Source organism: Mycobacterium sp., assembly GCF_049683355.1.
Taxonomy (GTDB): domain Bacteria; phylum Actinomycetota; class Actinomycetes; order Mycobacteriales; family Mycobacteriaceae; genus Mycobacterium.
This window is the reverse complement of the sequence record NZ_JBAUJB010000007.1, coordinates 1-15,776: the sequence shown is the minus strand read 5'-3', so window position 1 is coordinate 15,776 and position 15,776 is coordinate 1. Positions and strand designations below refer to the sequence as shown.

Genomic DNA, 15,776 nt, shown 5'->3' with positions numbered 1-15,776 from the left:
TGATGACGACTCCGCAGCAGCCCGGGCACACCGCTGAACAACTCGAAGCAGCCAACACCGCCAGCCGGGAAGCGGCCACACCTGATTATCCAGCTGTGAGCGGCCAGAACCTTCGTGGCTTCGGCTGGGATATCGACACAAACCAATCCAGGCCGCGTGGCGAGGTTTTCCCCATCGGCAGTTTCGGCCACACCGGTTTCACCGGGACCACGCTGTGGATCGACCCGAGGTCAGACACCTACGTGGTGGTCCTATCGAACGTCATCCATCAGCGCGGGGGTCCGCCGATCGCGGCGCTGAGCGGTCAGGTGGCCACCGCGGCCGCCCGGGTTCTGCGTCTCTACGGCAACTAGCTTGTCGGGCTAACCGCTCGGTCTCGTGGTGATGTGGATGTGGTCGTAGTGGCCGTAACCAGATCCTCTCGGGCCTGCCGGGGTGTGATAGGTGCCGCTCCAGATCGCATCCTGCAAGCCGAACCGGCCCGCATTGCTCATGACGAACGCGAGAATCTCGTCTCCCAGCGCGATCCCCGCCGGGCTCCCGTGATTCGGAATCATCACGTCGATCGCCAGACCCCTCGGGTGCCACGGCTTCGAGTCCGGGCGCACTCCGTCGATGGTGGAGATCTGGGGGAATCGGGCGCTGATGGCGCGGGCGGCCAGGATGGTGTTGGGCTGCAGACCGGCTTCCCGCGCGACGCCGACCGGCAACGCCTCCGGGACATCCGGGAGAACCGCCGCAAGGGGCGAAACGACTTCGCCGGGCGGGGGTGGGGGCATCGCGATGATGGCCGGGTCGGCCGTCGGCGGAGCAGCGGGCGGCGGAGCACCCGGCGGAGGAGGTGGCGCGGCCGGGGTGTCGAACACCGCCTGCTGCTGCGGTGTCAACGCCGCGTACTGCGCCTCCGCGTCGGCGATCTGCCGCAGCAGTTCGTCCCACTTGGCCTGCAGGTCCGCGTGCACTGCGGCAGAGCGCTCGGCTGCAGCACGGGCGTCGGTGGCCGATGCCTCGGAGGCTCGGATCGCATCGGCGGCACGCTCGCGCGCGAGCTGGAACGCCCTCACTTGGTTCGTCATCTCCGCGGGCAACCTCCGCTGCACCCACATCTGGTCGATGAGCTGTTGCGGGGAGTCTGCGGTCAGCACGGCGGCCAGCAGACCGGTGCGTCCGCTCATGTACATCGTGGCGGCCAGCCGGTTGACGGCGGCCTGAGAGGTCTGCAGTTGGGCGTTGGCGGCCTCGAGCGCCGCCGCGTCGGCGCGGTGGCGCTCTTCGGCCGTTGTCTGAGCGGCCAGCTTGGCGTCGAGATCGAATTGCGCGGCGGTCACGGCCTCACGGGTCTGCACCGCCTGTGCGGACACCTCGTTGAGCCTGGCCAGCGCGTCAGCGGCCGGATCCGCGCGCACGTCGCCCACCATCGACATCGCCAACATCACCGCGACGGTCATCGCGCCGCACGCTGTCCGCCGAATCGAGAGGCGGACTCTGCCAATTCGCGTCGTCAACTTCAAAGTCAACTTCAAAAGATCCTTCGATGCGGTACCGATCATGGTCCGGCCACGTGTCGTGTCCCCGGACACGGTAGCGGGTCGATGCCATCACCGCTCAGCCAGCTGCCGCCCCTCCACGGGACGATGTCATCGGCGCGCGAGCCGTCGCTGCTCAGCCCGCGATCGAGTCTCGAACGTCCAGCATCGCCCTGTCGGCCGCCGAGCGCCCTGCGCCCAAGCCGACGGTGTCGTACGCCGAAAGCGGGCTGGCGACCGTTTTCGGGAAGAGCCGGGTGAACGCCTCGTCGACTGCGCGGTCGCGCGCTGCCAGCACCGGCAGCAACCGGTCGTCGCGTTGCAGCTCCTCGGTGACCGACGAACTGGTTGCGGCGAGTCGCTCCCCGATCCGGGTGGCGTAGGCGACCAGGAAAGACAGCCGAAACGACTTCGTACGCGACTGACCACGAACGTCGTGCCGGCGTCCAGCGAGCAGCATCGCCCGGCTGGCCTGTACCAGCAGTGACGTCGTGAGCAGATCGACGACGTCCAGATCGCTGTCGGCGCCGACGTTGACGACGCAGCCCAGGTCCTTGTGCCAGACAGTGCGGCACCGGTTGGCCTCCGCGACGGCCTGCACGAGGGCGACCTTCGCCGCCACGTAGGGGTTGTCGATCCATACTCTGCGCGCCGCGGCGACGGATGACCGCCCGCGGTCATGATCGCCGATCGCTTCCCGCAATGAGTGTCGAACCATGAGTGCCTGCGCTTTTGCTGAAAGCGCCTCGGCCTCGTCGGGAAACTCGGTGGCCTCGGCCTTGGCCAGCAACGCGCGCACCCGGGCAAGCATCTTATCGTCGACCTCGTTGACCACAGCGGCCCGCTGGCGGTGCGAACCCGGCACCGGAAGCAGCCCCTCGATCGCGGGGATCCTCCCCAGGAGATTCAGGACCTGAAGGACCACGGTCAGTGCGCTGCACTCGTCGGCGGAATGTGCAGCAGCCCAGCGCCCCATCTGAGGGGCGGATGGCGCCGGTCTGACCGCCGCCGCGATGTCGGCGAGCGCGGTGCGCCACCGCGGGTGCAGCGTCGCCGCCGAGTAGCGCCGGGACTCCAGCACGATGGCCTCGTCGAGGTAACGCGCGGTGGCCGCGTCCACCCTCCGGCGCGAGATCTCGTGAAGATCCGTCGGCGACCACCCATGCTCCCAAGCCGCTCGGATCGCCTCCTGCACGGCGAGGTCGGCAGCAACGTCGAGTTCGCGCTCGTAGCCACGGGACTGTTCCAACACCTCGGACGCGCGCCACGGCGTGGGGGCGCTGGCAGCCGTACTCAATGTGATGACGAGACGCTCGAGGATCTGCTCGCGATCGGGCTGTGGGTCCGGGCCGATGTGTTCGCGGCCAGTGGCCGACCGGCGCCGGTGCTTCTGCTTGACCTTCCGCCGTTCGCGGTTGCGCTTGCCCACGTCCGCAATTGTGACTCAAGGGTCCGACAGTCGACGGACCATTAGGATTGGGTTACCGATGGCGCAGCTCAGCCCCAGCTCGCCTGGTTCCGGATCTGGCTGGAGGAGTTCCATGCGTCGGTGGTTACCGAACCTTGTGACGACGATCGCGGCGATCGTCTGCGTAACGCTGCTCAGCGCTTGTGCGGCAGAGGTCAGGGGTGCACCGCCGGCCGCGGAGAACAGCCCGCAGGCACCGATCACGGAAGTGCCCGAAGCCCCGCCGGCTGCGCCATTCGACGGACTCGAGGCCCGCGTCAACCAAGCCACCGAAGACGCGGCCGCCGCCTCTGGCGCCGACATCAGAGTCGTTGTGCTGGATCGCAACACCGGACAGATCGCCTCCAGTGAGCCCGACCAGCCCTTCCCGATCGCATCCGTGGTCAAGCTGTTCATTGCCGACGACCTGCTGCTGCGGGAGTCGCGAGGCGAGGTGGAACTGTCCGATGCCGACCGTAACACCCTCGACGTCATGCTGCGCTCCTCCGACGACAGTGCCGCCCAGATGTTCTGGGACCGCAGCGGTGGCAACGCCGTCATCGCGCGCATCGTCGCCCGCTACGGGTTGGCGGGGACGACGGCACCGGCCAACGGACGCTGGGACGTCACGCAGAGCACTGCAAGCGATCTCGTCCGCTACTACGACATGCTGTTGAACGGCACCGGTGGGCTGCCCCCCGAACAGGCCGACGTCATCATCGGCAACCTCGCGCAAGCGACCCCGACGGGAACCGACGGGTACCCGCAGCGGTTCGGCATTCCCGACGGGCTCTACGCCGAGCCCGTTGCGTTCAAGCAGGGCTGGTTCTGCTGCTGGAACGGCGGCAACCAGTTGCACGTGTCCACCGGCGTGATCGGACCCGAACGTCGCTATGTGATGGCGATCAGCTCGCTGGATCCCGTCGGCGCCGCCGCCGCCGCCCGCGAGAACATCACCCAGGCCGTCAAGACGATGTTTCCCGGCGGCACGATTTGACCGCCCAGAGACAGCTGCAGTCCTGGTGGCTCAAAGTATGCTCAGGGCCAAACAATCAGTCACACAATCAGACCGGCGCCCAGCCGGACGTCAGCGGATCCCGCATTCAGAAGGAGTCCCCCTCTGACCACGCAACCCGTGGCACCTGATTTCTCCGGCCTGAAAGCCATGTACATCAACTGCACACTGAAGCGCTCCCCCGAGGTCAGCAATACCCAGGGATTGGTGGATCGCAGTGTTGCACTGATGCGCAGCAACGGTGTCGAGGTCGATCAGATCCGCGCCGTCGACCACGACATCGCGGTGGGCGTCCGGCCGGACATGACCGAACACGGCTGGGAGACCGACGAGTGGCCAGCGCTTCTGCAGCGTGTGCTGGCGGCGGACATCCTCGTGCTCGCCGGCCCCGTTTGGCTCGCGACAACAGTTCGGTGGTGCGCCAGGTGATCGAGCGACTCTACGGTTACTCCGGAGTCCTCAACGACAACGGACAATACGCATACTACGACCGCGCCGGCGGATGCCTGCTCACCTGCAACGAAGACGGTGTCAAACACTGCGCCATGAGCATTCTGTACAGCCTCCAGCACATTGGGTATACGGTGCCGCCTCAGGCGGACGCGGGGCGGATGGGCGCGGCAGGTCCGGGTCCGTCGTACCTCCACGAGGGCTCTGGCGGGCCCGAGAACGATTTTGTCAATCGCAACACCACATTCCTGACCTACAACCTGATGCACATGGCGAAACTGCTCAAGAGCGCTGGCGGATTCCCGGCGTATGGAAATCAGCGTTCTGAATGGGAAGCCGGTTGTCACTTCGGGTACGCGAGAATCCGGAGTACCGCTAGCACGAAGCGCGGAGCGCGGCTGGGTCACACGGAGTAGGATTCTTCCTGCCAGACAACCTATTTCAAGGATCCGGTGATCCGACGGAATGGCTGCGCGAAGATGTCGGATCGGCCGTCTACCATTCCTGCGACAGACCTGTGGTTGCCGAGTGGATCACCAGCGCGTTCGGTCCTCCCCTACCCGGCCTTGATGGAAAGGACGAGCAGTGAGCTACACCGCTGCCGACATCACCGAACTCGACGATGTCCAGCACACGCGCCTGCGGCCGGCGGTGAACCTCGGACTCGACGTGCTCAACACCGCGCTGCGCGAGCTGGTGGACAACGCGATCGAAGAGGTCGCCGACCCCAGCCACGGTGGGTCGTCCGTGACGATCACCTTGCACGCCGACGGATCTGTCAGCGTCGCCGACGACGGCCGGGGCCTGCCCATCGACTCCGATCCGGTCAACGGCAAGAACGGCATCGTCAAGACGCTGGGCACCGCACGCGCGGGTGGCAAGTTCTCCGTCCATTCCGACGCTGCGAGCACCGGCGCCGGGCTCAACGGCATCGGTGCCGCGGCTGCCGTGTTCATCTCCGCGCGGACCGACGTGACCGTGCGCCGCGGCGGGAAGACCTACCTGCAGAGTTTCGGCTGCGGCTACCCCGGCACCTTCGACGGAAAGGACTTCGACCCGGACGCCCCCTTCACCCGCGCCGACACGCAGAAGCTGCGCGGCACCGGCAACCGCAAGCCCGACGCACACGGCACCACGGTGCGGATCCTCTTCGACCCGGTCGTGGTCCCGGACTCCACCGTGGACATCAACGAGGTGCTGCTGCGCGCGCACGCCGCGTCGCGGATGTCTGCGGGGGTGAACCTGATCGTCGTCGACGAAGGCTGGCCCGGTGACGAGGTCCGGCCCGAGTTGCTCGAACCGTTCCACGGCCCGTGGGGCACCGAGACCCTGCTGGACCTGATGTGCGTCGCCGCCGACTCTCCGGTGCCCGGCGTGCGCGCCGTGGTCGAGGGCCGCGGCGAATACACCACCGGCCGCGGCCCAACCCCGTTCCGCTGGTCGCTGACGGCCGGCCCCGCCGAGCCGGCCACGGTCGCCGCGTTCTGCAACACCGTGCGCACCCCCGGTGGCGGATCACACCTGAGCGCGGCCGTGAAAGGGATGTCCGAAGCCCTGGCCGACCGTGCCTCCCGCATCCGCGACCTGGGCCTGGCCAAAGGCGAGGACGGTCCGGAAGCGCAGGATTTCGCCGCAGTGACTGCGCTCGCCGTGGACACCCGGGCACCAGATGTGAGTTGGGACTCCCAGGCCAAGACCGCGGTGTCGTCGCGCTCGCTGAACGTCGCGATGGCCCCGGACGTGGCGCGCAGCGTCACCATCTGGGCGGCCAATCCCGGCAACGCAGACGCCGTGACGCTGTGGACCAAGCTGGCGTTGGAATCGGCCCGGGCACGGCGCAGCGCCGAAGGCGCCAAAGCCCGGTCCCGGGCAGCGTCGAAAGCCAAGGGGCTGGGAACCAACCTGTCGCTGCCGCCGAAGTTGCTGCCCAGCCGGGAGACCGGACGCGGTTCGGGCGCCGAGTTGTTCCTGTGCGAGGGCGATTCCGCGCTGGGCACCATCAAGGCGGCACGCGACGCCACCTTCCAGGCGGCCTACCCGCTGAAGGGCAAGCCCCCCAACGTCTACGGGTTCACGGTGAACAAGGCCCGGATCAAGGACGAGTTCGACTCGATCGAACGGATCCTGGGCTGCGGGGTCCGCGACAGCTGCGATCCCGAATCGTGCCGCTACGACCGGATCCTGTTCGCCTCCGACGCCGACCCCGACGGAGGCAACATCAACTCCAGTCTGATCTCGATGTTCCTGGAATTCTACCGGCCACTCGTCGAAGCGGGCATGGTGTATGTGACGTTGCCGCCGCTGTTCGTGGTCAAAGACGGCCAGCAACGGATCTACTGCCAGGACGAATCCGAGCGCGACGCCGCGGTGGCCGAGCTGCGCGCCACCTCGAAACGCAAGGTGGAGGTGCAGCGGAACAAGGGTCTCGGTGAGATGGACGCCGACGACTTCTGGAACACCGTGCTCGATCCGCGGCGCCGCACCGTCATCCGGGTGCATCCCGACGACAGCGAGGCGAAGTTGCACCACACGCTGTTCGGCGGACCACCCGAGGGCCGGCGCACGTGGATGGCCGACATTGCCGCCCGTGTCGACACCTCTGCTCTCGACCTGACATAGGGAGATTTGCTGTGACCGCCACACTCGACATCCCCGAGCAGAACCCGGAGCTGGTGCTCGACCAGAGGGCCGACGACTACTGGAACCACTACCAGCTGACCTTCGCCCTCTACAGCGTCAGCGACCGCGCCATCCCGTCCGCGTTCGACGGGCTCAAGCCCGGGCAACGGCGACTGCTGTATCAGATGCACGACTCCAGGCTGCTGCCCGGGAACAAGCCGCAGAAGTCGTCGAAGGTGTGCTCGGCCGTCACCGGCAACCTCCATCCGCACGGCGGAGCGTCGATGTACGGTGCCGCCGCGCTGATGGCCGCCGATTTCCAGCGCGTGAAAGTGATTGACGGACAAGGCGCCTTCCCGCGCATCCAGGGTGACATCCCCGCCGCCGACCGCTACACCGAGATGCGGCTGTCGGCACCCGGTGCGGCACTGACCGCCGAGCTCAACGATCACGCCGTGCCGATGGTGTCGACGTTCGACGGCGAGTGGATCGAGCCGACGGTGCTGCCCGCCCAGTGGCCGGTGCTGCTCTGCAATGGCGCGGTCGGCATCGCCGAGGGATGGGCCACCAAGGTGCCGGCCCACAATCCCCGCGAGATCATGGCGGCCTGCCGCGCACTGCTCAAGACCCCGAACATGACCGACGACCGGTTGCTCAAACTCATTCCCGGCCCTGACTGGGGTTGCGGCGCAACCGTGGTCGGCACCGCGGGCCTACGTGAGTACATCACCACCGGCCGCGGCCAGTTCACGGTGCGCGGCACGGTGTCGGTGGACGGGAAGAACGTCATCGTCACCGAGTTGCCGCCCGGTGTCGCGAGCAACACCGTGCAGGAACGCATCCGCGCGCTGGTCGAATCCGGGGAACTGTACGGCGTTGCCGACATGTCCGATCTCACCGACCGCCGCAACGGGTTGCGGATCGTGGTCACCGCCAAACGCGGCCACAGCGCCGAGACCATTCGCGACCAGCTGCTCGCCCTGACCCCGCTGGAGGGCACGTTCGCCGCCAGCCTGGTCGCACTCGATGAGGACCGGGTGCCGCGGTGGTGGTCGGTGCGTGAATTGATCGCCGCGTTCCTGCATCTGCGCGATTCGGTGGTGTTGCGCCGCAGCGAGTATCGGCTGGAAAAGGTGACCGCGCGGCGCCATCTGGTGTCCGGCCTGATGACCATCCATCTCGACATCGACGCCGCCGTGGCGGTGATCCGCGGATCCGACACCGTCGACGAGGCTCGTCAGGGACTGCAGGACCGGTTCGCGATCGACACCGAACAAGCCGATTACGTTCTGGCGCTGCAACTGCGCAGGCTGACCAAGCTCGACGTCATCGAGCTCCAAGCCGAGGCGGAGAAGCTGGACGCCGAGTTCCTCGAGCTCACCGAGCTGGTGTCGAATCCCGATGCGCGGCGGACGGTCATCGACAAGGAGCTCAAAGAGACGGCGAAGCTGTTCGCGGACAGCGACTTCGACCGCCGCACGGTGTTGGACTTCGACGCCACACCGGTCACGTCCAAAACCGACGAGGACGGTCCGCGCGAGCGCAAGGTCAACTCGTCGTGGCGGCTCGACGACCGCGGTGTGCTCTCCGACAGTCGTGGCGACCTGCTCACCTCCGGCCTGGGTTGGGCGGTGTGGACGGACGGTCGCGTCAAGTTCACCACCGGCAACGGCCTGCCCTACAAGATCCGGGACATGCCGGTGGCTCCGGACATCACCGGCCTGCTGCAGTCCGGGGTGCTGGCACCGGGCTCCCATCTGGCGTTGGTGACGCGCCGGGGGAAGGTGCTGCGGATCGATCCCGCCGCGGTCAATCCGCAGGGCGCGGCGGGCAACGGTGTCGCCGGGGTGAAGCTGGCGGGCGACGACGACGCCGTGATCGCCGCTCTGCCGCTGACGTGTGAGAACGGCGAGGCCATTCTGTCGATCTCTGAAAAGGGTTGGAAGGTCACCGAAGTCGCCGACATTCCGGTGAAGGGCCGTGGCGGCGCCGGCGTCGGGTTCCACCCCTTCGTGGGCGGCGAGGGTGCGCTGGTGGCGGCGACGGTGTCGACGACCGGGTTCGTCCGCGGCAAGCGGGCGGTGCGCGCCGAGAATCGCTCGAAGGCTTCGGTGAAGGGCTCCGGTGCGGATGTGACGCCTGCGGGGTAGGGCCGCGCATCAGTCGTAGATGACGTCCAGCCCGCGGCGCCTCAGATCAGATCGGCCAGGCCCGCGCGCATGGTGTCGAGCTGTTCTTCGGTGTGCCCGACCCAGTCGGTGATCTCACCGACGATCCGCACGGGTTCCTTGGTGCGATAGGAGCGGGTCGGGTTCCCGGGCAGCTTCTTGTCGGTCACATTCGGATCGTCTTCGACCTGCCCTTGCGGCTCCACGACGAAGATCCGGCAGCGGCCGACACCGGCGGCCAACTCGGCTCCCCAGACCGCGGCGTCCAGTGTCTGGGTCACGTAGACGTGATTCATGACGCGATCCTTCTCGTAGTTCGACCGGCGACCAGGCGCCAGCAGGTCTCCGATTGAGAGATCTGCTTTGGTGCCGTGCAGGAACACGCCTTCCTCGTACACCTCGAACGGTTTCGGTATCTGCGGCACAACCATTCCCCCTGTTCGGATCACTCAGCCGCACGAGTGTGCGCCACGACGGGGGTCTTGCCGCAAGACCCCCTTCCCGCCATATAGTGAAAGCGGCCCAACCACCGGACTCGTCGTGCGTGCCGCGTCTCGATCGTCACTCGGCGTGGCCACATCCTTCACGGGTGTCACTTTGTTAACATCCCGCCATGCCGGATTCGCCGTGGACGAACAGTCGGCTGCGATCACACCCCGTTTCCCGGCGTGACGCACTGCGCTACGCCACCGCAGTGTCGGCGCTGGCCGGTCTTGGTGCCGCCGCAGCCGCTGCCACCATGCCTCCAGCCTCAGCCGCCGCTCCGACCCTGATCGACTACGCCATGCGCCAGATTCCGGCCGAGGACATCCGGGCTGCCGGGCACGCCGGGGTGATCAACTACGTATCGACGTCGCGGCCCGGCTCGTCCTTCGGCGCGAAGCCGATCACGCTGCCCTACGCCCAGTCGCTGACCGCCGCCGGTTTGGTGATCGTCAGCAACTACCAGTACGGAAAGCCCGGCGGGACAGCGCCTTCCGACTTCACCCGCGGGTTCGCGGGCGGTGTCGCCGACGCCAGGACCGCTTGGCGCCTACATACCGCGGCAGGTGGCGGACGTAGCGCACCGATCTTCTTCAGCGTCGATGACGATATCGACCGCACGACCTGGAACAGCGTCGCTCTGCAGTGGTTTCGCGGAATCAACTCGGTGCTCGGAGTGCAGCGCACCGGGATCTACGCCGGCATCAATCCGTGCCAGTGGGCCACCGCCGACGGCGTCATCGGCAGGTCGAGATCGCCGGGCAAGGTGTGGGCATGGCAGACCCGGTCGTGGTCCAAGGGCCAGATCTACCCCGGCGCAGTTCTCTACCAACGCATCATCGACACTGCGTCGAATCCCGGACCGATCGTCGGAGGAATCCGCGTCGACGTCAACGACGTGCTGGCCCAGGATTGTGGCCAGTGGAACCTGCACCCGTAACCAGCGTGAAACCAGATCGCATCGACAACCGCAGATGAGTCGGTAAAGTCGAAATCACTATGTCAATGAATCGCACTGTCCGGCGATTCAACTTGTGTGCGCTCACGCTCATTGTTCTGGCGACGGGCACCGCGTTCGGGTCAGCTGGTGCCGCAGCTGCCGAACTCAGTGACTACCTTTGGGAACACCGGCCCTTGCTGCTCTTCGCGCCCACGGACAGCGATCCGCGGCTTGTCGAAACGCAGGGCCGAATCGACGCGACTCGATGTGCCTTCCTTGATCGCGACATGGTGATCGGCATAGTCACAGCCGAGGGGAAAAGCACGCTCGATGGCCACATGATCACCGCCGATGAGTCACAACGGTTGTTCGACCAGTATGCGATCGGTGAGAATGCGTTCAGCGCGTTGTTGATAGGAAAAGACGGCGGTGTCAAACTGCGCGTCAACGAGGTGCCGGACCTTCAAGTGATCTATGACGTCATCGACGGTATGCCCATGCGAAGCCGCGAGATGAGTGCCGATCCAGGCGGGTGTTGATGGCGGCGAACAGCCGCGGGTTGCGGCGCACTCAGATCAGCATCGTGTTTACCTGCTTGGCTTTTCTGACGGTGTCGTGCGGAAACACCGGGCGAACCGCCAACGCAGACGAGACGACGAACGTGCCGCAGACTCCTGACTCGTCCGCCCAAGCAGCCAGTCCGGTCGCTCTCGTCAACCTGCAGGAGGCCGACGAGGTGGCCGCTTGGACGACGGTCAACGACCCCGTGATGGGCGGTCTGTCCACCTCGGGGATCTCGTTCGACGATGGCGGTCTCGTGTTCTCGGGCAACATCTCGCTGGAGAACAACGGCGGGTTCGCTTCGACCCGCAGTCCGCAGAACCCCGATATCGGGCGCAGAGCAACAGGCGTGGAGGCGCTCCGCGTGCACGCTCGCGGCGACGGCAAAACCTACTTGTTGAAGGTGGGCATCGAAGGGCAGCCATGGTCCTACATCCAGCGTTTCCCCACCCAGCCCGCCGTCCAGCGGATCTACGAGCTGCCCGTTGGCGGTTTCCAGCCGGTGGGCATGCGTCTCGATCCCGCACCCGACGCCCCGCAGGCTCTGGACCCGTCACGCATCAACCAGGTGGCGGTTTACATTCTCGAACAGCAGGGCCCCTTCGAGATCACGGTCAGCATGATCGACGCCACAGCCTGAGGAACATTGGCCGCCGGTTCGGTTGCACAACATCGAGGAGGTTCGAATGACCGAGGTCCCATCGGGTGCGGGCTGGCCGGCGCTCCGGGTAGACGACTGGGAGCCGACACGCAGATCGCTGCACATGTGGAGCCAGATCGTGGGCAAGGTGCGATTGGCCCACGCGCCGTTGATCAACCACTGGTGGCAGGTTGCGCTCTACGTGTCACCGCGAGGGTTGACGACGTCGTCGATCCCCGTGGGTACCGACTCATTCGACATGGAGTTCGACTTCGTCGACCACGTACTGGCAGTGCGGGTGAGTGACGGCGGCGCCGCCACCATCGATCTGCGGGACAACTCCGTGGCGGGGTTCCACCAAGCGGTGCTGAACACGCTCAGCAGCCTGGGCATCGAGGCGAGCATCTCGGACGGGCCCAACGAAGTCGAGCCCGCCATCCCGTTCGCCGAAGACACCCACGCCCATTACGATCCCGCCGCGGCCAACGCATTCTGGCGCCAGCTGGTGCAAGCCGACCGGGTGATCGGCCGATTCCGCGCGGGGTTCATCGGCAAGGTCAGTCCTGTGCACTTCTTCTGGGGGTCTTTCGACATGGCCTGCACCAGATTCTCCGGTCGCCCCGCGCCCCGGCATCCCGGAGGTGCGCCGAATTGCGGTGACTGGGTGATGGAGGAGGGCTACTCCCACGAGCTGAGCAGTTGCGGATTCTGGCCCGGCGGTGGGGCCGAAGGGGCGTTCTACTCCTACGCCTACCCAGAGCCGGCCGGTTATGCCGACGCCGCAGACCCTCCCGCCGGCGCCTTCTACGACGCCAACTTTCGGCAGTATCTGTTGCCGTATGAGGTTGCACGCCAAGCGGAAGACCCGGACGGGGCGGTGATGGACTTCCTGGAGTTCACCTACGGCGCGGCAGCCGATTCGATGGGATGGGACCGGCGCGCGCTCGAGACCGACCCGAACCGATGGACGCACAAAGCTCGGTCTTCGTGAGTCCCCCTCTCCCCGTGGTGCTGGCCACGCTCGCCCTGAGACGCAGGCTCAAGCAACTCGCAGACAGGATGGTGCCGCCCCAAATCGCGATGCTGGATCTCGGCGAGGGCGTCGCCGGCGTCCAGATCGCAGCGACCATCGCCGAATTCGGGATTGCCGATGTGCTCGCCGGCGGAACGATGACCGCGCCGCAGATCGCCGCCCGGATCGACTGCGACGAAGACACCACTCATCGCTTGCTGCGCGGCGCGGTCGGTTGCGGTCTCTGCACGATGGACCACCGAACGGGTGCAGTGAAGCTGACCCGCACCGGGGCCGTGTTGCGCAGCGACCACCCCGCTTCGCTGCGTGCCTGGATGCGCTACAAGGGGATGCGGTCGACCGTCGACGCCTGGGGCGGCCTGGCCACCAGCGTTCGCAGCGGACGAAGCGCGTTCGAGTCCGTGCACGGGATGTCCGTCTGGGAGTGGTACACCGCGCACCCGGACGAGCAGCGAATCTTCGCGTCGACGATGCGCCAGGCCACCGAGATCAGTGCCCGCGCCATTGCACGGGCCTACCCGTGGCCGGACGGTGCCGTGGTGTGCGACGTGGCCGGCGGGATCGGCACGCTGCTGTCGGTGATTGTGGCCGAGTCGCGCGCGCAGCTGCGTGGGGTCCTGGTCGACAGTGCGGGAATGATCGCCGAAGCCGAGCAGTTCCTCGCCGACCGCGGTGTCGCCGACCGCATCGATCGTATCGAGGGCGACATCTTCTGCGCCGTCAACGCCACCGCCGACGTCTACGTGCTCAAGGACGTGCTGCACGACTGGGACGACGAACGCTGCGCGAAGATCCTCGCCGCGGTGGCGACGAGCATGCCCGTTGGCAGCAGGCTGGTGGTGGCCGAATATCTCCAGCCACCCAATCGACCGAATGCGTTCTCACCGCTTCTCGACCTGCATACCTTGACCCAGAGGGATGGCGGACGTCTGCGCTCGCTGGCCGAACTGTCGGCGCTGCTCGCCGATGCCGGCCTACGTCCCACGGGGCGCCGGTTCTCGGTCGTGCCGCACGACCTGATCGAAGCGGAGAAGATCTGAGAGCCGTGGCCGATGTCGTTTCTGGCAAAGGCTGCGAGATGCGGGGGTCGGCGGGGACGGGACCGCAGGCGCCGGCCAGCCCGAGAAGACCGTTCTGCGAGGCCGCGTCGCCAGCGCGGTGAGCGGTTGCAGCACGCCCCGAAGTGCCGATGCAGGGCCGATGAATCGGGGTGCCCGCACTCGAGGACTCCGGCGCAGTATCGCCGCTTCGATCGAATCCACGGCTGCCTTCACCGGGATCGGACGACTCATGGCGGCCGGACCCAGGCGTAGAACCGCCGCCTGCCCCACCGGATCGTTGGACGCGCCGCGTACCAGGCGAGGTCGATGAACCCGAAGTGCGCGCAACCGACCAAGACACCGCGGTCGACCGCGCAGCCGCGTTCGTACCGCCCACGTGAGCGCAGGTGCACTGACAGTCGCTCAATCAGACATCGGTCCATCGTGCAGGTCTAAGCTCCAGATCATCCGTACGCTCGTTGAACGATTCCTTCGCTGACGTCGAAGCTGTTGTCCGTCAGCGCAGAACCTTAGGAGGACACCCCATGAGTGCACGCACCTGGAGCGAGCTGTCGTCGAGACAGAAGCTTGCGTTAGCGCGCAGCGCCCGCAGAATCGCGGCGTCCTCTGCGGGGGTACGGGCACGTTGTGCGGCGGCCATCGTGGCGTTGTTCTCCTCGACGAGCGCGTCGAGTCGGGCCGCGCCAGCTCGCACCACGGTGGCCGCATGTTCACGGTGAGCGCCGACCAGGGTGTTGGACTGGGCGGCTCCCCCGTCACCGCTGCAGGGTGTTCCGGACCCGTCCGGGACTTCACCGACCATCAGCTGCGCGGCGAGGCGATCCCCAACCCACCGGACCCAGATGTCACCGCGGACCAACTCCGCATCGCCTTGATGCAGCAGCGCATCGACTACAACGACTTCGCGCGATGGTTCAACGAGACCTACGGCGGCACCACCAGCCCCCAGGACATGCTCAAACGGATCGCCGCATTCAAAAGTGGTGTTGGCCTCGAAAACTTGTTGCCAGGTGTCCGGGGATGCTCATCGCCCGGCTTGGCACATCCTCGGGCCACTAATCGCGCAGGGCTTCGTTACTGATCGGCCCAGCTGTCAGGCTGGGAGCCGTCAATGTCGGTGAATCCGTACTCCCGGGCGAGATCGGCAGAGGTGAGCGAGCATTGGTTCCATCTCGCCCGCTCCGGATCGGCGGCCAACGCAGCAACTCCGCGCCCGACGTAGCGTGTAGATTCCGAGGACGCGAACCCTTCCGGGGCGCTGGGGTATCCCTCGATGCCGCCCGGTGCCACAGCAGCACGCCAGTTGCCCTCCGTGGCACCGAAATTCGCGAGCATCATCTCCGAACGCAACCAGCCCGGGGTGATCGCCACCGCCGTGGCTCCGTGTTCTTTCAGCTCGTGGCCTTGGGAGAACGCCAGACGGTTCACTGCGACCTTGGCGAGGTCATAGAACACCGAGATCCGGTACCGCGAGGCGTTGTAGTCGCGAGTTCCATCGGTCACTTCTACGAGCAGCCCGCCGGGCTCGTCGATCAGCAACGGAAGCAGATGGTGAGATGTGATGAGGTGCGTGTCGATGGCCAGGCGCAAGATCCGCAGGCCGTCGTCGAGGTCGTGTTCCCAGATGGGGGTGTTCCAGCTCGCGGGCGGGCCCTTGAGCACCTCAGCCCCCCAGATGTCGTTGACCAGCACATCGATATGGCCATGCTCGTCGCGCACGCGTTCGGCCAGCAGGCGAACCTGCTCGGAGTCCAGGTGGTCGACCTGGATCGCGATCCCGGTGCCGCCCAGCCCGGTGACCAGCTCGGCGGTCTCCTCGATGGTCTCGGGCCG

The 15,776-nt window shown here is 66.6% G+C and carries 15 protein-coding genes and 1 pseudogene; 11 read left to right on the top strand and 5 right to left on the bottom strand.

The window, feature by feature from the left end:
• A partial coding sequence (locus WA944_RS00365; RefSeq protein WP_526374173.1) for a serine hydrolase occupies positions 1-353 on the top strand: 353 nt, incomplete at its 5' end.
• A gap of 9 nt (positions 354-362) precedes the next feature.
• Here WA944_RS00365 and WA944_RS00360 read toward each other — a convergent pair.
• On the bottom strand, positions 363-1,448 hold the full coding sequence (locus tag WA944_RS00360) for a coiled-coil domain-containing protein (RefSeq protein ID WP_526374172.1): 1,086 nt from the start codon (positions 1,446-1,448) through the stop codon (positions 363-365).
• A 214-nt stretch (positions 1,449-1,662) separates the two neighbouring features.
• Positions 1,663-2,955 (bottom strand): DUF2786 domain-containing protein, encoded by a 1,293-nt coding sequence (locus WA944_RS00355; protein WP_526374171.1) that lies wholly within the window; start codon positions 2,953-2,955, stop codon positions 1,663-1,665.
• A gap of 112 nt (positions 2,956-3,067) precedes the next feature.
• On the opposite strand from WA944_RS00355, the gene WA944_RS00350 reads away from it, so the two are divergent.
• The 4 genes and pseudogenes from WA944_RS00350 (at position 3,068) to WA944_RS00335 (ending at position 9,207) form a co-directional block, all read left to right on the top strand.
• Positions 3,068-3,970 (top strand): serine hydrolase, encoded by a 903-nt coding sequence (locus tag WA944_RS00350; protein ID WP_526609032.1) that lies wholly within the window; start codon positions 3,068-3,070, stop codon positions 3,968-3,970.
• Positions 3,971-4,138: 168 nt separating this feature from the next.
• Positions 4,139-4,817, top strand: a pseudogene (locus WA944_RS00345) (flavodoxin family protein).
• Between the two features lie 206 nt (positions 4,818-5,023).
• Positions 5,024-7,057, top strand: coding sequence for a toprim domain-containing protein (locus tag WA944_RS00340; protein WP_526374169.1), 2,034 nt, complete (start codon positions 5,024-5,026; stop codon positions 7,055-7,057).
• Between the two features lie 11 nt (positions 7,058-7,068).
• A complete protein-coding gene (locus WA944_RS00335; protein ID WP_526374168.1) occupies positions 7,069-9,207 on the top strand; it encodes a DNA gyrase subunit A in 2,139 nt (712 codons plus the stop codon).
• A gap of 41 nt (positions 9,208-9,248) precedes the next feature.
• Here the strand turns inward: WA944_RS00335 and arr are convergent, their stop codons facing one another.
• Positions 9,249-9,656 (bottom strand): NAD(+)--rifampin ADP-ribosyltransferase, encoded by a 408-nt coding sequence (gene arr, locus WA944_RS00330; RefSeq protein WP_526646051.1) that lies wholly within the window; start codon positions 9,654-9,656, stop codon positions 9,249-9,251.
• A 182-nt stretch (positions 9,657-9,838) separates the two neighbouring features.
• On the opposite strand from arr, the gene WA944_RS00325 reads away from it, so the two are divergent.
• The 5 genes from WA944_RS00325 (at position 9,839) to WA944_RS00305 (ending at position 13,922) form a co-directional block, all read left to right on the top strand.
• Positions 9,839-10,648 carry a glycoside hydrolase domain-containing protein gene (locus WA944_RS00325; protein WP_526646049.1) on the top strand — a complete coding sequence of 270 codons (810 nt, stop codon included), beginning with the start codon at positions 9,839-9,841 and terminating at the stop codon, positions 10,646-10,648.
• Between the two features lie 65 nt (positions 10,649-10,713).
• A complete protein-coding gene (locus WA944_RS00320) occupies positions 10,714-11,187 on the top strand; it encodes a DUF4174 domain-containing protein (RefSeq protein WP_526374165.1) in 474 nt (157 codons plus the stop codon).
• Complete coding sequence (locus WA944_RS00315; protein ID WP_526646047.1) at positions 11,187-11,849, top strand: CIA30 family protein; 663 nt, start codon at positions 11,187-11,189, stop codon at positions 11,847-11,849. Before WA944_RS00320 ends, WA944_RS00315 begins: the two co-directional genes overlap by 1 nt.
• A gap of 46 nt (positions 11,850-11,895) precedes the next feature.
• Positions 11,896-12,840 carry a DUF5996 family protein gene (locus WA944_RS00310; RefSeq protein ID WP_526374163.1) on the top strand — a complete coding sequence of 315 codons (945 nt, stop codon included), beginning with the start codon at positions 11,896-11,898 and terminating at the stop codon, positions 12,838-12,840.
• Positions 12,837-13,922 carry a methyltransferase gene (locus tag WA944_RS00305; protein WP_526374162.1) on the top strand — a complete coding sequence of 362 codons (1,086 nt, stop codon included), beginning with the start codon at positions 12,837-12,839 and terminating at the stop codon, positions 13,920-13,922. The genes WA944_RS00310 and WA944_RS00305 overlap by 4 nt, the downstream gene beginning before the upstream one ends.
• Before the next feature lie 517 nt (positions 13,923-14,439).
• On the opposite strand, the gene WA944_RS00300 is transcribed toward WA944_RS00305, so the two are convergent.
• A complete protein-coding gene (locus WA944_RS00300) occupies positions 14,440-14,640 on the bottom strand; it encodes a hypothetical protein (RefSeq protein ID WP_526374161.1) in 201 nt (66 codons plus the stop codon).
• Between the two features lie 9 nt (positions 14,641-14,649).
• Between WA944_RS00300 and WA944_RS00295 the strand changes: the two genes are divergently transcribed.
• A complete protein-coding gene (locus WA944_RS00295; RefSeq protein ID WP_526374160.1) occupies positions 14,650-15,024 on the top strand; it encodes a hypothetical protein in 375 nt (124 codons plus the stop codon).
• On the opposite strand, the gene WA944_RS00290 is transcribed toward WA944_RS00295, so the two are convergent.
• A partial coding sequence (locus WA944_RS00290; RefSeq protein ID WP_526646043.1) for an SDR family oxidoreductase occupies positions 15,018-15,776 on the bottom strand: 759 nt, incomplete at its 5' end. The genes WA944_RS00295 and WA944_RS00290 overlap by 7 nt on opposite strands.